Source organism: Fictibacillus aquaticus, from assembly GCF_002245695.1.
Classification (GTDB): domain Bacteria; phylum Bacillota; class Bacilli; order Bacillales; family Fictibacillaceae; genus Fictibacillus; species Fictibacillus aquaticus.
Genome location: NZ_NOII01000011.1, coordinates 225,455 through 241,889 on the forward strand (window position 1 = coordinate 225,455; position 16,435 = coordinate 241,889).

Annotated in this window: 14 protein-coding genes; 8 read left to right on the top strand and 6 right to left on the bottom strand. The window is 45.0% G+C overall.

Features of this window, described 5'->3' with window-relative positions; all coding sequences use genetic code 11:
- Position 1: 1 nt before the first annotated feature.
- Positions 2–886: an ABC transporter ATP-binding protein gene (locus CGZ90_RS16745; RefSeq protein WP_094253670.1), complete on the bottom strand. Its 885-nt coding sequence runs from the start codon at positions 884–886 to the stop codon at positions 2–4.
- Positions 887–904: 18 nt separating this feature from the next.
- Complete coding sequence (locus tag CGZ90_RS16750) at positions 905–1,528, bottom strand: TetR/AcrR family transcriptional regulator (RefSeq protein WP_094253671.1); 624 nt, start codon at positions 1,526–1,528, stop codon at positions 905–907.
- A gap of 348 nt (positions 1,529–1,876) precedes the next feature.
- On the opposite strand from CGZ90_RS16750, the gene CGZ90_RS16755 reads away from it, so the two are divergent.
- The 6 genes from CGZ90_RS16755 to CGZ90_RS16785 all read left to right on the top strand — a co-directional run bounded on the left by CGZ90_RS16755 (position 1,877) and on the right by CGZ90_RS16785 (position 7,195).
- The gene (locus CGZ90_RS16755) at positions 1,877–3,547 is read left to right on the top strand and encodes an LXG domain-containing protein (RefSeq protein WP_094253672.1); all 1,671 of its coding nucleotides are present in this window, start codon (positions 1,877–1,879) and stop codon (positions 3,545–3,547) included.
- 38 nt (positions 3,548–3,585) lie between these two features.
- Positions 3,586–3,891 (top strand): hypothetical protein, encoded by a 306-nt coding sequence (locus CGZ90_RS16760; RefSeq protein ID WP_094253673.1) that lies wholly within the window; start codon positions 3,586–3,588, stop codon positions 3,889–3,891.
- Between the two features lie 341 nt (positions 3,892–4,232).
- Positions 4,233–4,946 carry a hypothetical protein gene (locus tag CGZ90_RS16770; protein WP_094253675.1) on the top strand — a complete coding sequence of 238 codons (714 nt, stop codon included), beginning with the start codon at positions 4,233–4,235 and terminating at the stop codon, positions 4,944–4,946.
- 167 nt (positions 4,947–5,113) lie between these two features.
- Complete coding sequence (locus CGZ90_RS16775) at positions 5,114–5,314, top strand: DUF3311 domain-containing protein (protein ID WP_379675191.1); 201 nt, start codon at positions 5,114–5,116, stop codon at positions 5,312–5,314.
- 1 nt (position 5,315) lies between these two features.
- Complete coding sequence (locus CGZ90_RS16780) at positions 5,316–6,809, top strand: sodium:solute symporter family protein (protein ID WP_094253677.1); 1,494 nt, start codon at positions 5,316–5,318, stop codon at positions 6,807–6,809.
- Positions 6,810–6,919: 110 nt separating this feature from the next.
- Positions 6,920–7,195 carry a hypothetical protein gene (locus tag CGZ90_RS16785; protein ID WP_094253678.1) on the top strand — a complete coding sequence of 92 codons (276 nt, stop codon included), beginning with the start codon at positions 6,920–6,922 and terminating at the stop codon, positions 7,193–7,195.
- A 57-nt stretch (positions 7,196–7,252) separates the two neighbouring features.
- On the opposite strand, the gene gltC is transcribed toward CGZ90_RS16785, so the two are convergent.
- Positions 7,253–8,155, bottom strand: coding sequence for a glutamate biosynthesis transcriptional regulator GltC (gene gltC, locus CGZ90_RS16790; RefSeq protein WP_094253679.1), 903 nt, complete (start codon positions 8,153–8,155; stop codon positions 7,253–7,255).
- A gap of 118 nt (positions 8,156–8,273) precedes the next feature.
- Between gltC and gltB the strand changes: the two genes are divergently transcribed.
- Both gltB and CGZ90_RS16800 read left to right on the top strand, forming a co-directional pair.
- The gene (gene gltB, locus CGZ90_RS16795) at positions 8,274–12,839 is read left to right on the top strand and encodes a glutamate synthase large subunit (RefSeq protein ID WP_094253680.1); all 4,566 of its coding nucleotides are present in this window, start codon (positions 8,274–8,276) and stop codon (positions 12,837–12,839) included.
- Positions 12,840–12,992: 153 nt separating this feature from the next.
- Positions 12,993–14,483: a glutamate synthase subunit beta gene (locus CGZ90_RS16800; RefSeq protein ID WP_094253681.1), complete on the top strand. Its 1,491-nt coding sequence runs from the start codon at positions 12,993–12,995 to the stop codon at positions 14,481–14,483.
- Positions 14,484–14,544: 61 nt separating this feature from the next.
- Here CGZ90_RS16800 and CGZ90_RS16805 read toward each other — a convergent pair whose 3' ends face one another.
- The 3 genes from CGZ90_RS16805 to CGZ90_RS16815 are packed head-to-tail and all read right to left on the bottom strand — an operon-like array spanning position 14,545 to position 16,326.
- Positions 14,545–15,444 (bottom strand): DUF4097 family beta strand repeat-containing protein, encoded by a 900-nt coding sequence (locus tag CGZ90_RS16805; protein WP_094253682.1) that lies wholly within the window; start codon positions 15,442–15,444, stop codon positions 14,545–14,547.
- Positions 15,441–16,010: an HAAS signaling domain-containing protein gene (locus CGZ90_RS16810; protein WP_165766894.1), complete on the bottom strand. Its 570-nt coding sequence runs from the start codon at positions 16,008–16,010 to the stop codon at positions 15,441–15,443. Before CGZ90_RS16810 ends, CGZ90_RS16805 begins: the two co-directional genes overlap by 4 nt.
- Complete coding sequence (locus tag CGZ90_RS16815) at positions 15,949–16,326, bottom strand: PadR family transcriptional regulator (RefSeq protein ID WP_094253684.1); 378 nt, start codon at positions 16,324–16,326, stop codon at positions 15,949–15,951. Before CGZ90_RS16815 ends, CGZ90_RS16810 begins: the two co-directional genes overlap by 62 nt.
- Positions 16,327–16,435: the final 109 nt, after the last annotated feature.

Sequence of the window (16,435 nt, forward strand, 5' to 3'; positions counted from 1 at the left end):
GTCACTCCTCCTTCTCGTAATAGTGCATGAAAATCTCCTCAAGATCCGGCTCTTCCACCCATAGGTTTGCTAACTCGATACCGGCCAGCTTTTGCATAATAACGTTAATATCACCGCTGTATAAAAAGCTTATTGTATTCTCATCCTGTTCAACATTCGTCACACCCGTAAATTCAAAAATCGCAGCATCGACGGGAATCTTTGTTTCAATCCGAATCTTCTTATGGTTATTTTCTTTTAACGTGCTGATCTTCTCGACTGCAATGATGCGCCCTTCTTTAATGATCGCCACACGGTCACACATCTTCTGAACCTCGCTTAAAATGTGCGAAGAAAACAGGATTGTCGCACCTTTCCGATTTTCCTCCTTCAGCAATTCAAAGAACTTTTGCTGCATTAACGGATCAAGCCCGCCCGTCGGTTCATCCAAAATAATCAGCTTCGGTTCATGAAGCAGCCCTTGAACAATCCCGACTTTTTTTCGGTTTCCATAAGAAAGATCATCAATTTTTTTATTTAAATCAAGGTCCATGATCTCAGCCATCTCTGCAATTCGCTTGCGGCAGTCTTTTTTATAAAAACTCGCTGAATACTTCAGAAGATCCTTCACACGCATGTTGTCGTAATAAAAAACCTCTGATGGCAGATAACCAATCTCCTTCTTAATTTCCGGAGCGTCTTTGACCGAATCCTTGCCAAAGATCGTCACACTTCCGCTCGTTGGATAAATAATAGAAAGCATAGTGCGGAGTGTTGTCGATTTCCCAGCGCCATTCGGACCGATAAAACCGAAAATCTCACCTTCTTCGACTGAAAAGCTCACATCCTCAATTCCCCGGCTGCTGCCATACGTTTTCGTAAGGTTTTTAATCTCGATCACGTTCATTACGCTCACGTCCCCTTTTTATTTATAAAAGCTGCCTCTGAACATCTCGATGTAATCATCTGCTTCACGAAATGCTTCATTGTAATCTGGCTTATCGAGCTGCATAGCTTTTGCCTTTGCCAGCACTTCTGCACTAAACCCCTCGAACGTCCAAATGACACTCTTAATCGCCTTTTGAATATCTAGTCCATCCTTAAACTTAGATATATCTAGATTGGCAAAAAGCTGATCAGAACTGCTTTCACTAAACTTTTTCAGCTTCTCCTGAAATTCAGCTCTAACATCAGATGCATCCTCTAAATACGCTTTCTCAAAAAAACGAAAGATATTGGGATACATATTCAGCAATTCCATCTTCACACGTGTAATTTCACGCAGACGCTCAAAAAAGTCTGGAATCTGCATATCTACTTTTTTATAAAAATCATTCATCACCAGTTCCATGCAATGATCGAACACAAAAAGATAAAGCATTTTCTTGTTCTGAAAGTAATGAAAAAGAAGACCCTTCGATATACCCGCCTCCTTCACAATTTCATTCGTAGAAGCAAGATCATACCCCTTCTGCACATACATCTTAATTGCTGCATTCAAAATACGTTTCTGTTTAGCCTCATCCAAACTAAGAAACTTAGAAAACATAACAAAACTCCTTACATACCCTCGATTGACCACGTTGGTCAATAACATCATACTCCCAATTGACCACAATGGTCAATTACGTTTTTTGGGGTAAGGTACTCCAAATGGACACTTTCAAGGATATGTTTGCGTGGAATGGACATTAACCTTAGAGCAGCTCATAAGACTTTATATCTACATAACGTTTATGGTCACATAGTAAAAAAATACCGTTTATTATTTCATTGAATCTGCGTGTCGACCTTTGCCGTAGTTATATGGTAAAAGAAGTTTATTGAGTAAAAATTAAGGGAATGGACTTCAGGGATATATTGGAACATTTTAACAAGACAGGCGGGGATAAAATCGATGAAAACACTCGATGCGTCATCTTTAATAAGCGGGATTGACAACATACTTAACAAGCTGGCTGTTCAAAGTGAAAAGATGCAGCAGATTGAAGAAGCAGTCAGAGGACTTACAGAACTCGGGGAATCATTAAAAGGAAATGGAGGAGACGCGATAAAATCGTTTTATCAGGAATGCCACCTGCCATTTCTCTCCTACTATCAGATTATGACTGCCGATTACATTATGGCTCTCAACGGTATCGTCAGTTCACTTCAAGGCTTCGAACCAGCTCGCAATGGGTTCATTAAGGAAAGTTTTTTGCTTAATGAGGTGGAAGACGGACTTCAAAAGATTAAAAGAGTAACAGAAAACTTAACGAACGAAACGAATGCTGTGCTTTCCAGCGTTCAGGATATTGTCTCGCTGCCTGAGCTTGATGATTGGACTGTCGTTCAGGAAGTGAGCACTGCCAAGAAAGATAAAGACTTAACTGTCCAGATATTACATGAATTTGATAGTCAGCAAACGAATGAATTGGTTTCGGTATCTAACCATGTCCACAACATGAATTCGTATGTTACACAAATCTCATCCATGTTCCAAAATCGCGACCTTACTGTAAGCAATTATAAAAGCGGCTCACTCTTAGAAAAGCTGTCTAACAGCTCTATTGGCGGTGTTGGAGGATCTAACAGCGGAAACCTTGGCAACCCAGGGGATGTTTCAAAAAATGCTGTTGAGATTCTGACTTCCTATGAAAATACTAAGAACCTGGATCTAGAAAAGGATTTGAAGGAAGAGGAAGAACTGCAATCTCTGGTTGATTATTTATGGAAGGGTACAAAAGATTCTATCCCTCCTCTTGTTATAATAGGACTTGCACAATCAACAGGGCTCCTTAGAATTGAATTTACTAAGAAAAAGAACCATTACACATTTAAGTACAATAAAAAGGTATTGAATTTTCTTAAGGGGAAAAGTGGTCCAGAGAACATCAGAAACCTTATACGGACTTTAGACAAAAAATCTAAACAGAATGCCAAAATTGAAAAGCTGTTAAAATCAAAGGACAGCAATGTGAAACAAGCACGATATGTTGATACTCGTACAAAGTTACAAAAAGCTGAAGCTAAAGCATTGAAAATGGCAACCGGTAACCGGCCAGTACATGAAACTGTTAAACAGAAAGTTTTTAAACATACTGATCGAGCCATGCTAATTGAAAAGGGTAAGTTTGCCAAACTTGCGGGTAAAGGAGCGGGTGCGGGTGCGGCTGTAATAAGCACGGGTACCGGGATATATAATGTTTATTCTCGATGGGACGAAGTTGGCAATAAAAAAGGAAAAGATCTATATGAGGCCCGGGGCAGGATAATCGGTGAAGAAGTTAATAAGGCTGTTGGAAGTGCTACTGGTGCAGCCGTAGGTACGTATGTTGGTGCCGCTATCGGGGGAGCACTTTCAGGTCCATTTGCACCATTTGGAGCTGCAGCGGGTGCTGTTATTGGTGGTGCAATCGGTGCAAGTGTGGGTGAATGGGGCTCTAAATACACAAGCAAATGGATGAGTGATGCTGGTGCATCTGTAGGAAAAGCCGTTCATAATGTAAAAGAAAAAGCAGGTAAAGCGATAGATAGTGCAAAAGAAAAGCTTGATGATGTAAAGGATAAAGTTTTCGGCTGGCTATAGCATATCCGTCTAACTCAGAGTAAAGGATGTAATATTTAATGGGAATTCTAGCTATGATTGTTGGTTTTGGAGTCGTTTTTTCAGTAACAAATATACTGTTTAGTTTTCTATACCTAATCAGCTATTCTGCAGGTAAAGGTCTTTATCAATGGATCATTCGGGATATAGATTTTTTAGAACTGCTGGTTGCTCCATTTTTAGGCTTAACCTATTACATTGCAAATAAGCTTTTTGGTAAGTTTAATTGGTTTAATGCTAGGATTTTGCTAGTTGTGTATGCTTTATTCATGCTGATTCCAATGATTGGTTTTTCGTATTTATTTGATGCTGCCGCCAGCAAATAAGTATTAAAGCCTCTCATGAAAATTTAAAGGAAGTACTTCAATGGAAATTATTAATACAGGTTTAACCATTCTCAACATTTGTATCGTAACTAACTTGTTGTACGCATTTTTGTTCCTAATCAGCCGCAGTGCTGGAGAAGGATTCGCTAATTGGATAAGTAGTGGTTCCGATATTGTAACGGGTATCATGTATATATTCTTCATAGGATTGACCTTCATAACTGCAAATTTGATTTATGAGACATATAACTGGTTCATCTCAAGAATGCTGCTAATCGTCTACATCGTTGCATTAATTTTTATAATGACCCTATTGCCTTAATTTGAAAGGAGCACCCTCAATGTCCTATTCTCTATCAGCAGAAGAATATATCCTGTCATTAATCCTCATCGGCGGAGAAGCCGCTGCTTATTCTATCAAGGATGACGTATTCGGCGATATCTCAAACGAAGAGTTGCAGTACCGGATGGACAGTGCCATGAACGGACTTTTTTCCAAAGGATTGTTAACTATCGAAAATAATCAGGAAATTGTTCAGCCGGCATTCAAAGAATTTTTGATGAGCCTCACAAGCGTACCCCGTGTTATTCGATGCCAGACAGCTGCCGGGAATGAACTTGTCACAACATCCATATTTTTCGCAGCAAATCTCACCGTTCAGCGCTCCCGATACAACAACCGGGTGTACGAGCTTTTCACTCAAAAAGATGATACCCAGCTCAGCAGTCTGCTGTCCATGAGCCCTCTTCCCCAACAAGGCGAACCCGTTTTAATTGAGGATCAGCATTTTGAAAAGATCATTGACCAGCTTCTGCAGCAAAATGAGCTTGATGAATCATTAGAAAACCTTCTTCCTGAGGACATAATATCTGTATTAAAGGTGAACGACGGCAAGCTTAACTCCTTTTATGACTATAGGTTTTCAAATGATAGCGTCAACTTGCAGTCATTTTTGTATGTCACTTCAAACGAAAGAACTTACAAAATTGAAGAACAAGACGGTTTGCTTAGAATCGAACCCTTTTCAATTCAATCGTTATTTCAAACTGTCTAGACAAAAACATCCGTTCAACGCGGGTGTTTTTTCATGTTTTGAAAATGAAACCCCTTACATGCTAAATTGTTTAAAAATTTCATATATTCCTCTTGTTCTGACTCTTTAAGGCTGTTAAGATAGGGGACATTAACTAACCAACACACCTCGAAAAGGAGCCAGTCATCATGAAAAAACTTGCTATGATTTTATTTATTTCTCTGCCGTTCCTCGCACAGCTTATCGTGCTTCCGTTAGTGAACCGCATTGACCCCGTCATTTTCGGGCTGCCTTTTCTGCAATTTTGGTTTTTCCTGTGGATTGTTCTGACTCCGCTTTGCACACTAGGCATCTATCAACTTCAGAAATCACAAGGAGGCTGGAATTAACATGCAGGGAAATCTTACAGCACTTTCAATCACCATCTTCATCATCCTTACTGTCGTCCTCATCGGATTCCTTGCCGGACGCGATAAAAGTGTCCGCAGCTCTGTTGAGGAATGGTCAGTCGGAGGCCGCCGTTTCGGGAGCTTGCTCGTCTGGTTTCTCGTCGGCGCAGATCTTTATACCGCATACACGTTCCTTGGTTTGACTTCAACGGCTTATACTGCAGGAAGTCTTGCCTTTTTCGCGATCCCTTACTCCGTTCTCGCGTATTTTATCTCTTACTTTTTCCTTCCAAAGCTATGGAAAGTCGCTAACCACCACAAGCTCACAACGCTCGCGGATTATGCGAGAGAGCGCTTTGACAGCAAGCTTCTTTCCTCTCTGATCGCCATTGTCGGCGTTCTTATGCTTATTCCATATATTTGCCTGCAGCTGAGCGGTATTCAGGATACACTGCAAGTTGCCGGGACAGGCTTTATCAATGTAAAAGTTGTCGTCATTACATCGTTCTTCCTTGTTGCGCTGTACACCTTTTTCAGCGGAATCAAAGGACCGACATACACGGCTATCATAAAAGATGTGCTCGTCTGGGCAATCATGCTGTTCATGGTCGTTTCACTGCCAATCATGCACTTTGGCGGCTGGACGCCAATGATGGACACAATCATCAAAGACGCACCACAGCTTCTGACGATTCCGACAGAAGGACCAAAAGGGATCCCATGGTTCATCACCGCATCACTTGTATCCGCACTCGCTCTGTTCATGTGGGCACACGCCGCAACAGGTGTATTCACAGCAAAAAGTGCAGATGCCATCCGAAAGAACGCGATGTATCTGCCGCTGTACAACATCGTCTTGATTCTTGTTGTTTTCCTTGGCTTTATCGCATTTCTCGTTCTGCCTGACGGAACGGATCCGCGTTTCGCACTGCTCCGTCTGATTCAGACTTCGTATGGCGGTGTAGGACAAGGACTTGCGTATTCAACAATCGCGCTCGCATCGCTCATCCCATGTTCGATCATGGCAATCGGCGCATCAAACCTTTTCGCGAACAATATCTATCGTGATTTAATCAATCCAGATGTAAAAGGACCTAAGCTGACAATGATCACACGCGGCATGGTATTTGTCGTAATTGGCTTGGCGCTGCTTTTCGGACTCGTGTTCCCGACGGCGCTCGTGTCGCTGCAGCTGCTCGGCGTTTCCGGCATGGTACAGATCTTCCCTGCCATCGTCATCAGCTTGTTCTGGAAAAACCAGACTCGCGAAGCCACAATCATCGGCTTGCTTGTCGGACTTGCTGTAACATTCACGGTTTATTCAACCGGAACATCAATGGGCATCTACGAAGGCTTCTGGGGCTTGAGCGCAAACGTACTGACAGTCGCAGCACTGAACCCATTCTTTGTTAAGAAAAACAAAGCTAACGCCGTTAAAGAATACTTGTTTCAACAGCAAAACAACCAAGCTGCTTCACTTAAAAAAGGAGCTTAAACCTAAAGAGGTCAGGCGCTAGAGAGCGCTTGACCTCTTTTTTTATTGAAACTTTCAACCAGCAGAATCGTTTATTTATATAGAAGAAAAGATACAAAGGAGTTTAGATAATGAAGAAAGCGTATATTTTGCTGTTAGGCATAAGCTTTCCTACATTACTGCTGATAATGGCATTAATCGAAAAAGGCTACGTTGCAGAAACACCTGCTAAGATAGCCTCCATTCCCCTGCTTTTATGTATGCTTGCAGGGTTTATCGTAGCCGTTCTGCAGCACTTAAGAGACGACAAGAAAGTAGTGCTTACTAAGAAAAAGATCATTGAGATCTCACTTCTAGTCACTGCATTGCTCATCATCCCTCTCCTGTTACAGCAATTAATAAGTTAAAAACATATGGGGGTACGGTACCCGTTTTCAGAAAACGGGTACCGTACCCCCATTATGTTAACTATACTGCTCCAGCACCGTGAAGAACTGCTTTACAAATTCATAGAAGTCCCGCTCAGCTGGAGACAACTGCCGCAGCTTCGGCTTGATGATACCTACCGTCCGGATAACCCTTGGCGCTTCGATCGGCAGCTTTACCGTATATTGATGCTTCGTTTCGTTAAATGAACTGTCCGGCAACAGGGTTACTCCCATACCGGCAATGACCAACCCCTTTAACGCATCTAAGTCCTCTCCCTCAGAAGAAATCTTCGGCGTGAACCCCGCTTCACGGCACGCATCAAGAACCACTTTTCGCAGTACATATCCTTCAGGAAACAATACAAAATTCTCGTTCCGCAAGTCCCCTAAATACAAACTTCTCTTTTCAGCAAGATGATGATCAGACGGAATGAGCACCGACAAATTTTCCGTAAATAAAATATGTCCTTCCACTTCCGGATGATCTTTTGGTACAGGTCCGAGCAGAGCCAGGTCTATTTCCCCGTTTTTCACAGCATCAATCAAATAGTTATACGATCCCTGCCTTAAATAGAACGCCACATTAGGATGTTCTCTTTTAAAAGCAGAGATTACGGTCGGCATGAGCTGACTCGCCAAGCTAGTTGGAAAACCAATTTTTACGGTTCCTTTCTCGGGGTCCAAATACTCATCTATTTGCTTTTTCGCAAAATCTATCGCCTTCATCGCCGTCTTTGCATGCGTTAAGAACAGCTTCCCTACTGCTGTGAGCTTGACGTTGCGTCCTTCCCGCTCAAAAAGCGAAACTCCGAGCTCCGCCTCCAAATTCGCGATTTGCCGGCTGACGGCAGACTGTGCGACATGAAGATGCTGCGCTGCTTCTGACACGTGTTCCCTTTCTGCCACCTCAATAAAATACTGCAATTGTCGCAGTTCCATAGCCTCATCACCTCGATCGTTCTCATTTTGAGATCATTCTTATCTATATTATATATTGTTTGCATTAATCAGAAAACATACACTATTACAAAGAGACGGAAAACGGGAGGGCATGTCCATGACTTACAATCAGATACCTCAGGCACAAGGGCTTTACGATCCGCAATTCGAGCACGACGCATGCGGAATCGGTGTTTACGCCCATTTAAAAGGAAAAGCGACACACGACATCGTGAAAAAAGGCCTCGGAATGCTGTGCAGACTTGAACACCGCGCTGGACAGGACGCTGCTACCGGAGACGGTGCTGGGCTGATGGTACAGATTCCAGATGCATTCTTCAGAGAAAAGTGTCCAGAACTCAACCTTCCTGAAAAAGGCCGCTACGGTGTGGGCATGCTCTTCTTTTCAAAAAACGAAAAAGAACAGCAGCAGATTGAAAGCCACATTAACAACTTAATTAAAGCAGAAGGACAGCACTTGATCGGCTGGAGAACGGTGCCAGTAAATCAAGAACCAATCGGACCTGCTGCAAAAGAAACGTGCCCTGTCATCCGCCAGGTGTTTATTGCCGCAGATGAAAGCCTTCAGGACGAAGCTTCGTTCGAGCGCAAGCTGTATATTATCCGTAAACAGGCGGAGAACTGGGCTAAAAAGCAGGAGCTGCGCTTTTACTTTACTGGCCTTTCAACGAGAACGATCATTTACAAAGGGTTGTTGACACCTGAACAGGTCGATGCGTTTTATCTTGATTTGCAGGACCCTTCTTTTGTATCGGCATTCGCTTTAGTGCATTCCCGCTTTAGCACAAATACATTCCCGAGCTGGGAACGAGCACATCCAAACCGTTATATTATTCACAATGGAGAGATCAACACGCTGCGCGGCAATATGAACTGGATGAAAGCCCGCGAGCAGCAGTTTGTTTCTGAAGCGTTCGGATCGGATCTTGAAAAAGTTCTGCCGATCGTCGACAGCGATGGCAGTGACTCGTCTATCCTAGATAACGCGTTTGAATTTCTTGTACTAGCTGGCAGAAAACCGGCACATGCGGCCATGATGCTCATCCCAGAGCCATGGACGGAAAATCCGCACATCTCAGCTGAAAAGCGTGCGTTTTATGAATACCACAGCTGCTTGATGGAGCCTTGGGACGGACCGACGAGCATTTCATTCACCGATGGACGTCAGATAGGTGCGATTCTTGACCGCAACGGTCTCCGCCCTGCGCGCTATTACGTAACGAAAGATGACCATATTATTTATTCATCCGAAGTGGGCGTCATTCCGGTTGACGAAGAAGAAATCGTATATAAAGACCGTCTGAGCCCAGGCAAAATGCTTTTAATAGATATTGAAGAAGGCCGCATCCTTTCTGATCAAGAGATCAAGAGTGAAATGGCGAACGAGAAGCCTTACCAAGAATGGCTGAAACAGCAGCTCGTTGCTATTAACGACCACGGCAATACGCCTAAAGAAACGGTGCCAAACCTGCTTTCACAGCAAAAAGCATTCGGATATACGTATGAAGACATTAAAAAGTACCTTCTTGCCATTGTAACAGAAGGCAAAGATCCAATTGGATCGATGGGCAGCGATACACCGCTCGCAGTGTTATCTGATCGTCCGCAGTCACTTTTCAACTACTTTAAGCAGCATTTCGCACAAGTGACGAACCCGCCGATTGATGCGATACGCGAACAGCTTGTGACATCATCCATGACTTTGCTTGGTGCGGAAGGCAACCTTCTTCACCCTGACGAAAATAACTGCCGCCGATTGCAGCTGGACTCACCTGTTCTAACTCCTGGACAGATGAAAGAAATTAAAAAGAAAGCTTTCAGCGGATTCCGAAGTGCCATTTTGCACACTTTATTTTCAGATGATTTAGAACAATCTGTAGAAAACTTGCTGAAACAGGCAGAAGAGTCCGTGTTAGACGGGGCTAGCATTCTTGTCCTATCAGACCGTAAAATGAACGAAAACACGGCTGCGATACCTGCCCTGCTGGCAGCAAGCGCAGTTCACCACCATCTTGTACAAAAAGGACTGCGCACAAAAACGAGCCTGATCATCGAGTCTGGCGAAACACGTGAGGTTCACCATTTTGCGGCTCTGATCGGATATGGCGCTGATGCCATTTACCCTTACCTCGCATATGCGACATATGCTGAGACTGCGGCAGACGGCAGCCTAACGGTGACATATGATGAAGCTGTTAAAAAGTACAAAAAAGGCGTGACAGACGGAATTATTAAAGTCATGTCTAAGATGGGAATCTCAACCGTACAAAGCTACCGTGGCGCACAGATTTTTGAAGCCGTAGGGATTGGCAAGAAAACAATCGAACGCTACTTCCCTGGTACAGCATCACAGCTGGATGGAATCGGCCTCGACATTATTGCCCGGGAAACACTTGTTCGACATAATGAAGCTTATGCTAAAAATACAGACAGCACTCTCGATTCTGGCAGTGATTTTCAGTGGAGAGCAAACGGAGAGCACCATGCGTTCAATCCGAAGACCATCCACACACTGCAGTGGGCGTGCCGCAAGCAGGACTACTCACTTTTCAAGCAATTTTCTGAAGCAGCAAATGAAGAGCGTCTTGGCTTTTTAAGAAACATGTTCTCGTTTAAAAACACAAAAGCTCTTCCACTCGATGAAGTTGAATCTGTTGATTCTATCGTAAAACGCTTCAAGACAGGTGCGATGTCATTCGGATCATTGAGCCAGGAAGCGCACGAAGCACTAGCTATTGCTATGAATCGCCTTGGCGGCAAAAGCAACAGCGGTGAAGGCGGCGAAAATCCGGAGCGTTTTATCCCGGATGCCAATGGCGACAACCGCCGCAGTGCGATCAAACAGATAGCATCAGGCCGTTTCGGCGTTAACAGCCACTATCTTGTGAACGCTGATGAGCTGCAGATCAAGATGGCACAGGGCGCAAAGCCAGGCGAGGGCGGACAGCTGCCAGGCAACAAGGTTTATCCTTGGGTTGCTGAAGTCCGCGGTTCAACGCCAGGAGTGGGATTAATTTCCCCTCCTCCGCACCATGATATTTATTCAATCGAGGATCTCGCACAGCTGATCCATGACTTGAAAAATGCAAACCGCCACGCACGCATTTCGGTAAAACTCGTTGCTAAAGCCGGTGTCGGCACAATTGCTTCCGGTGTAGCAAAAGGTTCAGCTGATGTAATCGTGATCAGCGGATACGACGGCGGAACAGGTGCATCACCGAAAACGAGCATCAAGCATACTGGGCTTCCGTGGGAACTGGGTCTTGCTGAAACGCACCAGACACTTATGCTGAACGGATTGCGTGAACGTGTTGTTCTTGAAACAGACGGCAAGCTGATGACAGGTAAAGACGTTGTCATGGCCGCCCTTCTCGGTGCTGAGGAATTCGGCTTCGCGACAGCACCTCTTGTCGTGCTTGGCTGTGTGATGATGCGTGTCTGCCACATGGATACATGCCCTGTCGGCGTCGCAACACAGAACCCAGAGCTTCGCGACAAGTTCGCCGGCAATCCGGACCATGTCGTCAACTATATGAGATTCGTAGCTGAAGAAGTGCGCGAGATCATGGCACAGCTCGGATTCCGTACACTTGATGAAATGGTCGGACGTACCGACGTGCTTGAAGTGAGCAATCGAGCGAAGGAACATTGGAAGGCGCGTTATCTGGATCTTTCAAGCCTGACATACCAGGTGGAAGGTGCGCGTTCATTCCGTACACCGCAGGATCATAAAATCAATGAATCTCTTGATATAAAAGAAATACTCCCTGCAGTTGAGCAGGCTATTGAAAACGGCAAGCCAGTCGATGCTAGTTTTGAGATTGAAAACATTAACCGTGTTGCTGGAACAATTACGGGCAGTGAGATTTCTAAACGCTATGGTGCTGCAGGTCTGCCTGATAATACCGTTACACTCCGCTTTACAGGTCATGCAGGTCAAAGCTTTGGCGCATTCGCTCCTAAAGGAATGACGATGCACTTGACCGGTGATGCCAACGACTACGTAGGAAAAGGGCTTTCCGGCGGTAAAATTACGGTCACTGCACCAGCTGCGTTCCGCCATATGGCCAATTCCAATGTCATTATCGGGAATGTCGCCTTTTACGGCGCATCCGGCGGTGAGGCGTATGTTAATGGAATGGCAGGCGAACGTTTTGCCGTCCGAAACAGCGGTGCTAACGTTGTCGTGGAAGGAATCGGCGACCATGGCTGTGAGTATATGACTGGCGGCAAGGTCGTCGTGCTCGGTGAAACAGGCAAGAACTTCGGTGCCGGGATGTCAGGCGGAATTGCTTATATTCTCGCTCCTAACGCGGACGAATTTAAAGCTCATTGCAATCTTGAAAGTATTGAATTTGAAGATCTGTCCGATTTAGATGAACGCGCTTCTGTATATGAGATGATCGCTGCTCACCAGCAGGAAACAGGCAGCGAAAAAGCGGCATACGTTCTGCAAAACTGGCCGACTCTTGCACCGCTTTTTGTAAAAGTCATTCCTAAAGATTACAAGCAGATGCTCGAACGCATCCGGGAAGAGCGTGAAGCTGGTTACTCTGAGGAAACAGCCGTAATGAACGCATTTAAGAGCGTTTCTGGAGGAAATGCAGCAGCTGCTGCCCCAAAGGCTAGAAGAAATGAGCTGAATAGGCTGGCGAGGGTGTAACGCAGCAGTCTAATTTGGGATTTGCGGGTCTAATTTGAAATTTACGAGTCTATATACTAATTTTACAGATCTAAATTAAATTTTACGGGTCAATCCTAATTTACGGGTCTAGCACTTCGACAACCATATTTTAAACTAGAAAGGCGGGATACTATGGGTAAGCCAACCGGATTTTTGGACTATAAAAGAGAAGACATCCATGAACGCGATCCAAAAAAGCGAGTCAAGGATTGGAACGAATACACGCTTCCGGCACCGGACAGCCTGATGGAAAGGCAGGGCGCGCGTTGCATGGACTGCGCGACGCCGTTCTGCCACATCGGGATGGAGATTAACGGCATGACATCCGGGTGTCCGATTCACAACCTGATCCCTGAGTGGAACGACCTTGTGTACCGCGGCCGCTGGAAAGAAGCGCTCGACCGCCTGATGAAAACAAACAATTTTCCCGAGTTCACTGGTCGTGTCTGCCCTGCTCCATGTGAGGGCTCGTGTACGGTCGAGATTTCTGAGCCTGCTGTTACGATAAAAAATATTGAGAGAGCGATTATTGATAAAGGCTTTGAAAATGGCTGGATCACGCCGCGGATTCCTGGCAGCCGAACAGGCAAAAGAATCGCGATTGTCGGTTCTGGCCCTGCAGGATTAGCCGCAGCTGATCAGCTTAACCAAGCCGGCCACACTGTCACTGTTTATGAGCGAGCTGACCGTGCAGGCGGACTGCTCGTGTATGGCATTCCGAACATGAAGCTTGATAAAGGAATTGTAGAACGCCGTATAGACCTGCTACGCCAGGAAGGCATTGAGTTTGTCCTAAACACGGAAATTGGACGCGACGTTTCTCCTGAGCAGCTAAGAGCTGAATACGATGCAGTCATCCTTTGTACCGGTGCACAGAAACAGCGCGATCTTGAACTCGAGGGCCGCGATGCCGTGGGCGTGCATTTTGCGATGGATTACCTGACGGTGTCTACTCAGCGCCTTCTTGGCAGTCAAGTGCCAGACGAAAAATACATTGATGCGGCAGGCAAAGATGTAATCGTCATTGGCGGCGGAGATACGGGAGCTGACTGCGTGGCTACGGCATTGCGCCAAAAGTGCCGCAGTGTCGTGCAGTTCGGCAAGTACCCGAAGCTTCCTGGTTCTCGTACGCCAGACAACATGTGGCCTGAGCTGCCAAATATCTTCACACTGGACTACGCATACGAAGAAGCAGCTGCTGTGCATGGCGAAGATCCTCGCCAGTATTCTGTACAGACGAAAAAATTAGTGGCTGATGCAGATGGTACGTTAAAAGAGCTGCACACTGTCCAAATGGAAAAAGCGCTGAATGAAAACGGGGAATGGGTCATGCAGGAGGTGCTTGGCACTGAACGTATTTGGCCGGCACAGCTTGTGTTTATCGCGATCGGTTTTGAAGGACCAGAACAGCCGGTACTCTCGGCGTTTGGAGTAAAAACAACGGCTAACCGCCGAGTGGCAACTGCTTCAAGCAGCTACCAAACAAACGTTGACGGCGTTTTTGCAGCTGGCGATGCCCGCCGCGGACAGAGCCTCATCGTCTGGGCGATCCGCGAAGGACGCGAGGTTGCTGCTGAAGTTGAAAGCTCCTTGAGCGCAGTGCCTGCAGCTGTAGGGCAATAATAGAAGTTAACATAAATGGGGTACGGTACCGTCACGGTACCGTACCCCATTTGTATGGTTTCTAATTCAACTCGAAATCCCCAGAAGATGTTGTAACTTGTAACTTATATTTTCCCTCACCAATTCTGCCCGCGATGGTATGGTCTGTTTTTTTATCATAATCCACACCTGCAAGATTCACTGTTCCATCACCTGAGCTTCCTTCAAAAACTATACTCAGCGACTCTGGCCGATCTTCAAAAACAACATTCACATCGCCGCTTGCCGTATCAGCTTTAATGTTGCCTGATGCAGATTTCCCTTTCACATCAATCTCTCCTGATGACGTCTCAGCTGTCACATCACCCTTCAGGCCATTCAGTATCATATCACCTGAGCTTGCAAGCAGTTCAAACTTCTTTGAAACAGAGTCTTTCAGCGTGATATCTCCGCTGCTTGTTTCACTGCGGCTCACAGAATCCGCCGACACATTTTTCATTTTAATGTCTCCTGAACTCGCTTCTGCTTCCACTTTATCTGCTTTAAGATCACGAAGTTCAATATCTCCTGACGACGTTTCAATCACCAACGATTTATACATTTTCTCAGGTACCTTCACTTCCAGATTAAGGTCCACTCTTCCCATACCTACATAAAAGTACATATTCTTCTGGGTGACCTTCACCTTCAATGTGTCCCCTTTTTCCTCAACCGAAAGCTTATAATTGCTTTTTTCCTTAATCGTTTTGCTGAGCCTTCCTTTCAACGTTACTTCTATTTGACCTGATTGCCCTGGCACGACTGTAACATCAGTTGATGAAACATCCACTTCAATGTTCTCAACACCCCCGCTTTTCACCATTTTCTTACTATGATAATCGGTGGTTTTTAGTGAGAACGCATCAGTAAAGGTTGCCGTACCTGCCGTACCAATCACTCCTACAGCTAACATCGCCAGTGCAAATTTCACAATCCTGCTCATGCCGCTCTCTCTCCTTTTCCGTACACAATATTACTGTTAAATCGGATGTACCTTGTCATCGCCCGTTTCGCAGCTCTGCCAGCATTCAACATTCCTACACTCAGCAAAATTCCAAGACTGCAAGTAATCAAGCTGACAAAAAACACGAGCAATATTCCGTCCAGACCATTCACAACAAGCGATCCAATGACCGCTAACGGAGTAATGAGAAGAGCAAAAGCTGCAACCCATAACCCCACAAAAACCCCAGCTATCCCAAGAGCCGGTCCAAGAACAAAGACGAGGTTAAAAAAGAACAGCCCTGCCAGTACAATAGTTGAATTCAGCTTCCCAGCCCCTTTGCTATGATACTCCGCCGGTTTCACCGTTGGCCGGTATTCACTGAGCAAATCCTTCGCAATCATTTCCGGACTGCCGAGTTCAGCTACGAGTTCTTCCTCAATCTTTCCTTCTGCCATTCCATTTGAAAAGTGCTCCTCAAAGTCATAGAGCATTTCCCGTCTGTCATTCTCCGGTACTTGCTGGAGAAGAGAATCCAATTTTCCAAGAAACATTGCTTTCTTCATTTTCGAGCCCCTCCACAATGAATTCATTCACAGCGTTTGAAAACTGCTTCCATTCGTCAATCAGCACTCTCATATAAGCAGCGCCTTTTTCTGTTAAGTAATAATATTTTCTAGGCGGACCTTCAGTCGATTCCGCAAGATAAGTAGATACATATTCTTCCTTCGTCAAGCGCCTCAGAAGCGGATACAGTGTTCCTTCTGCCACCTCAATCTTGCTGGAAATACTTTGTGCCAGCTCGTAGCCATATTGATCCTTCTTGGAAATAAGAATCAATACACAAAGCTCCAGCGCACCTTTTTTGAATTGAACATTCATTCCATTCCTCCAGCGATTATAATCCAGTACTAAACAATAACCAGTAGTGTTCCAAAAAAATACAGTAGACTCACTTGTAAGAATATACCATAGTAGTGAACAATGCAAG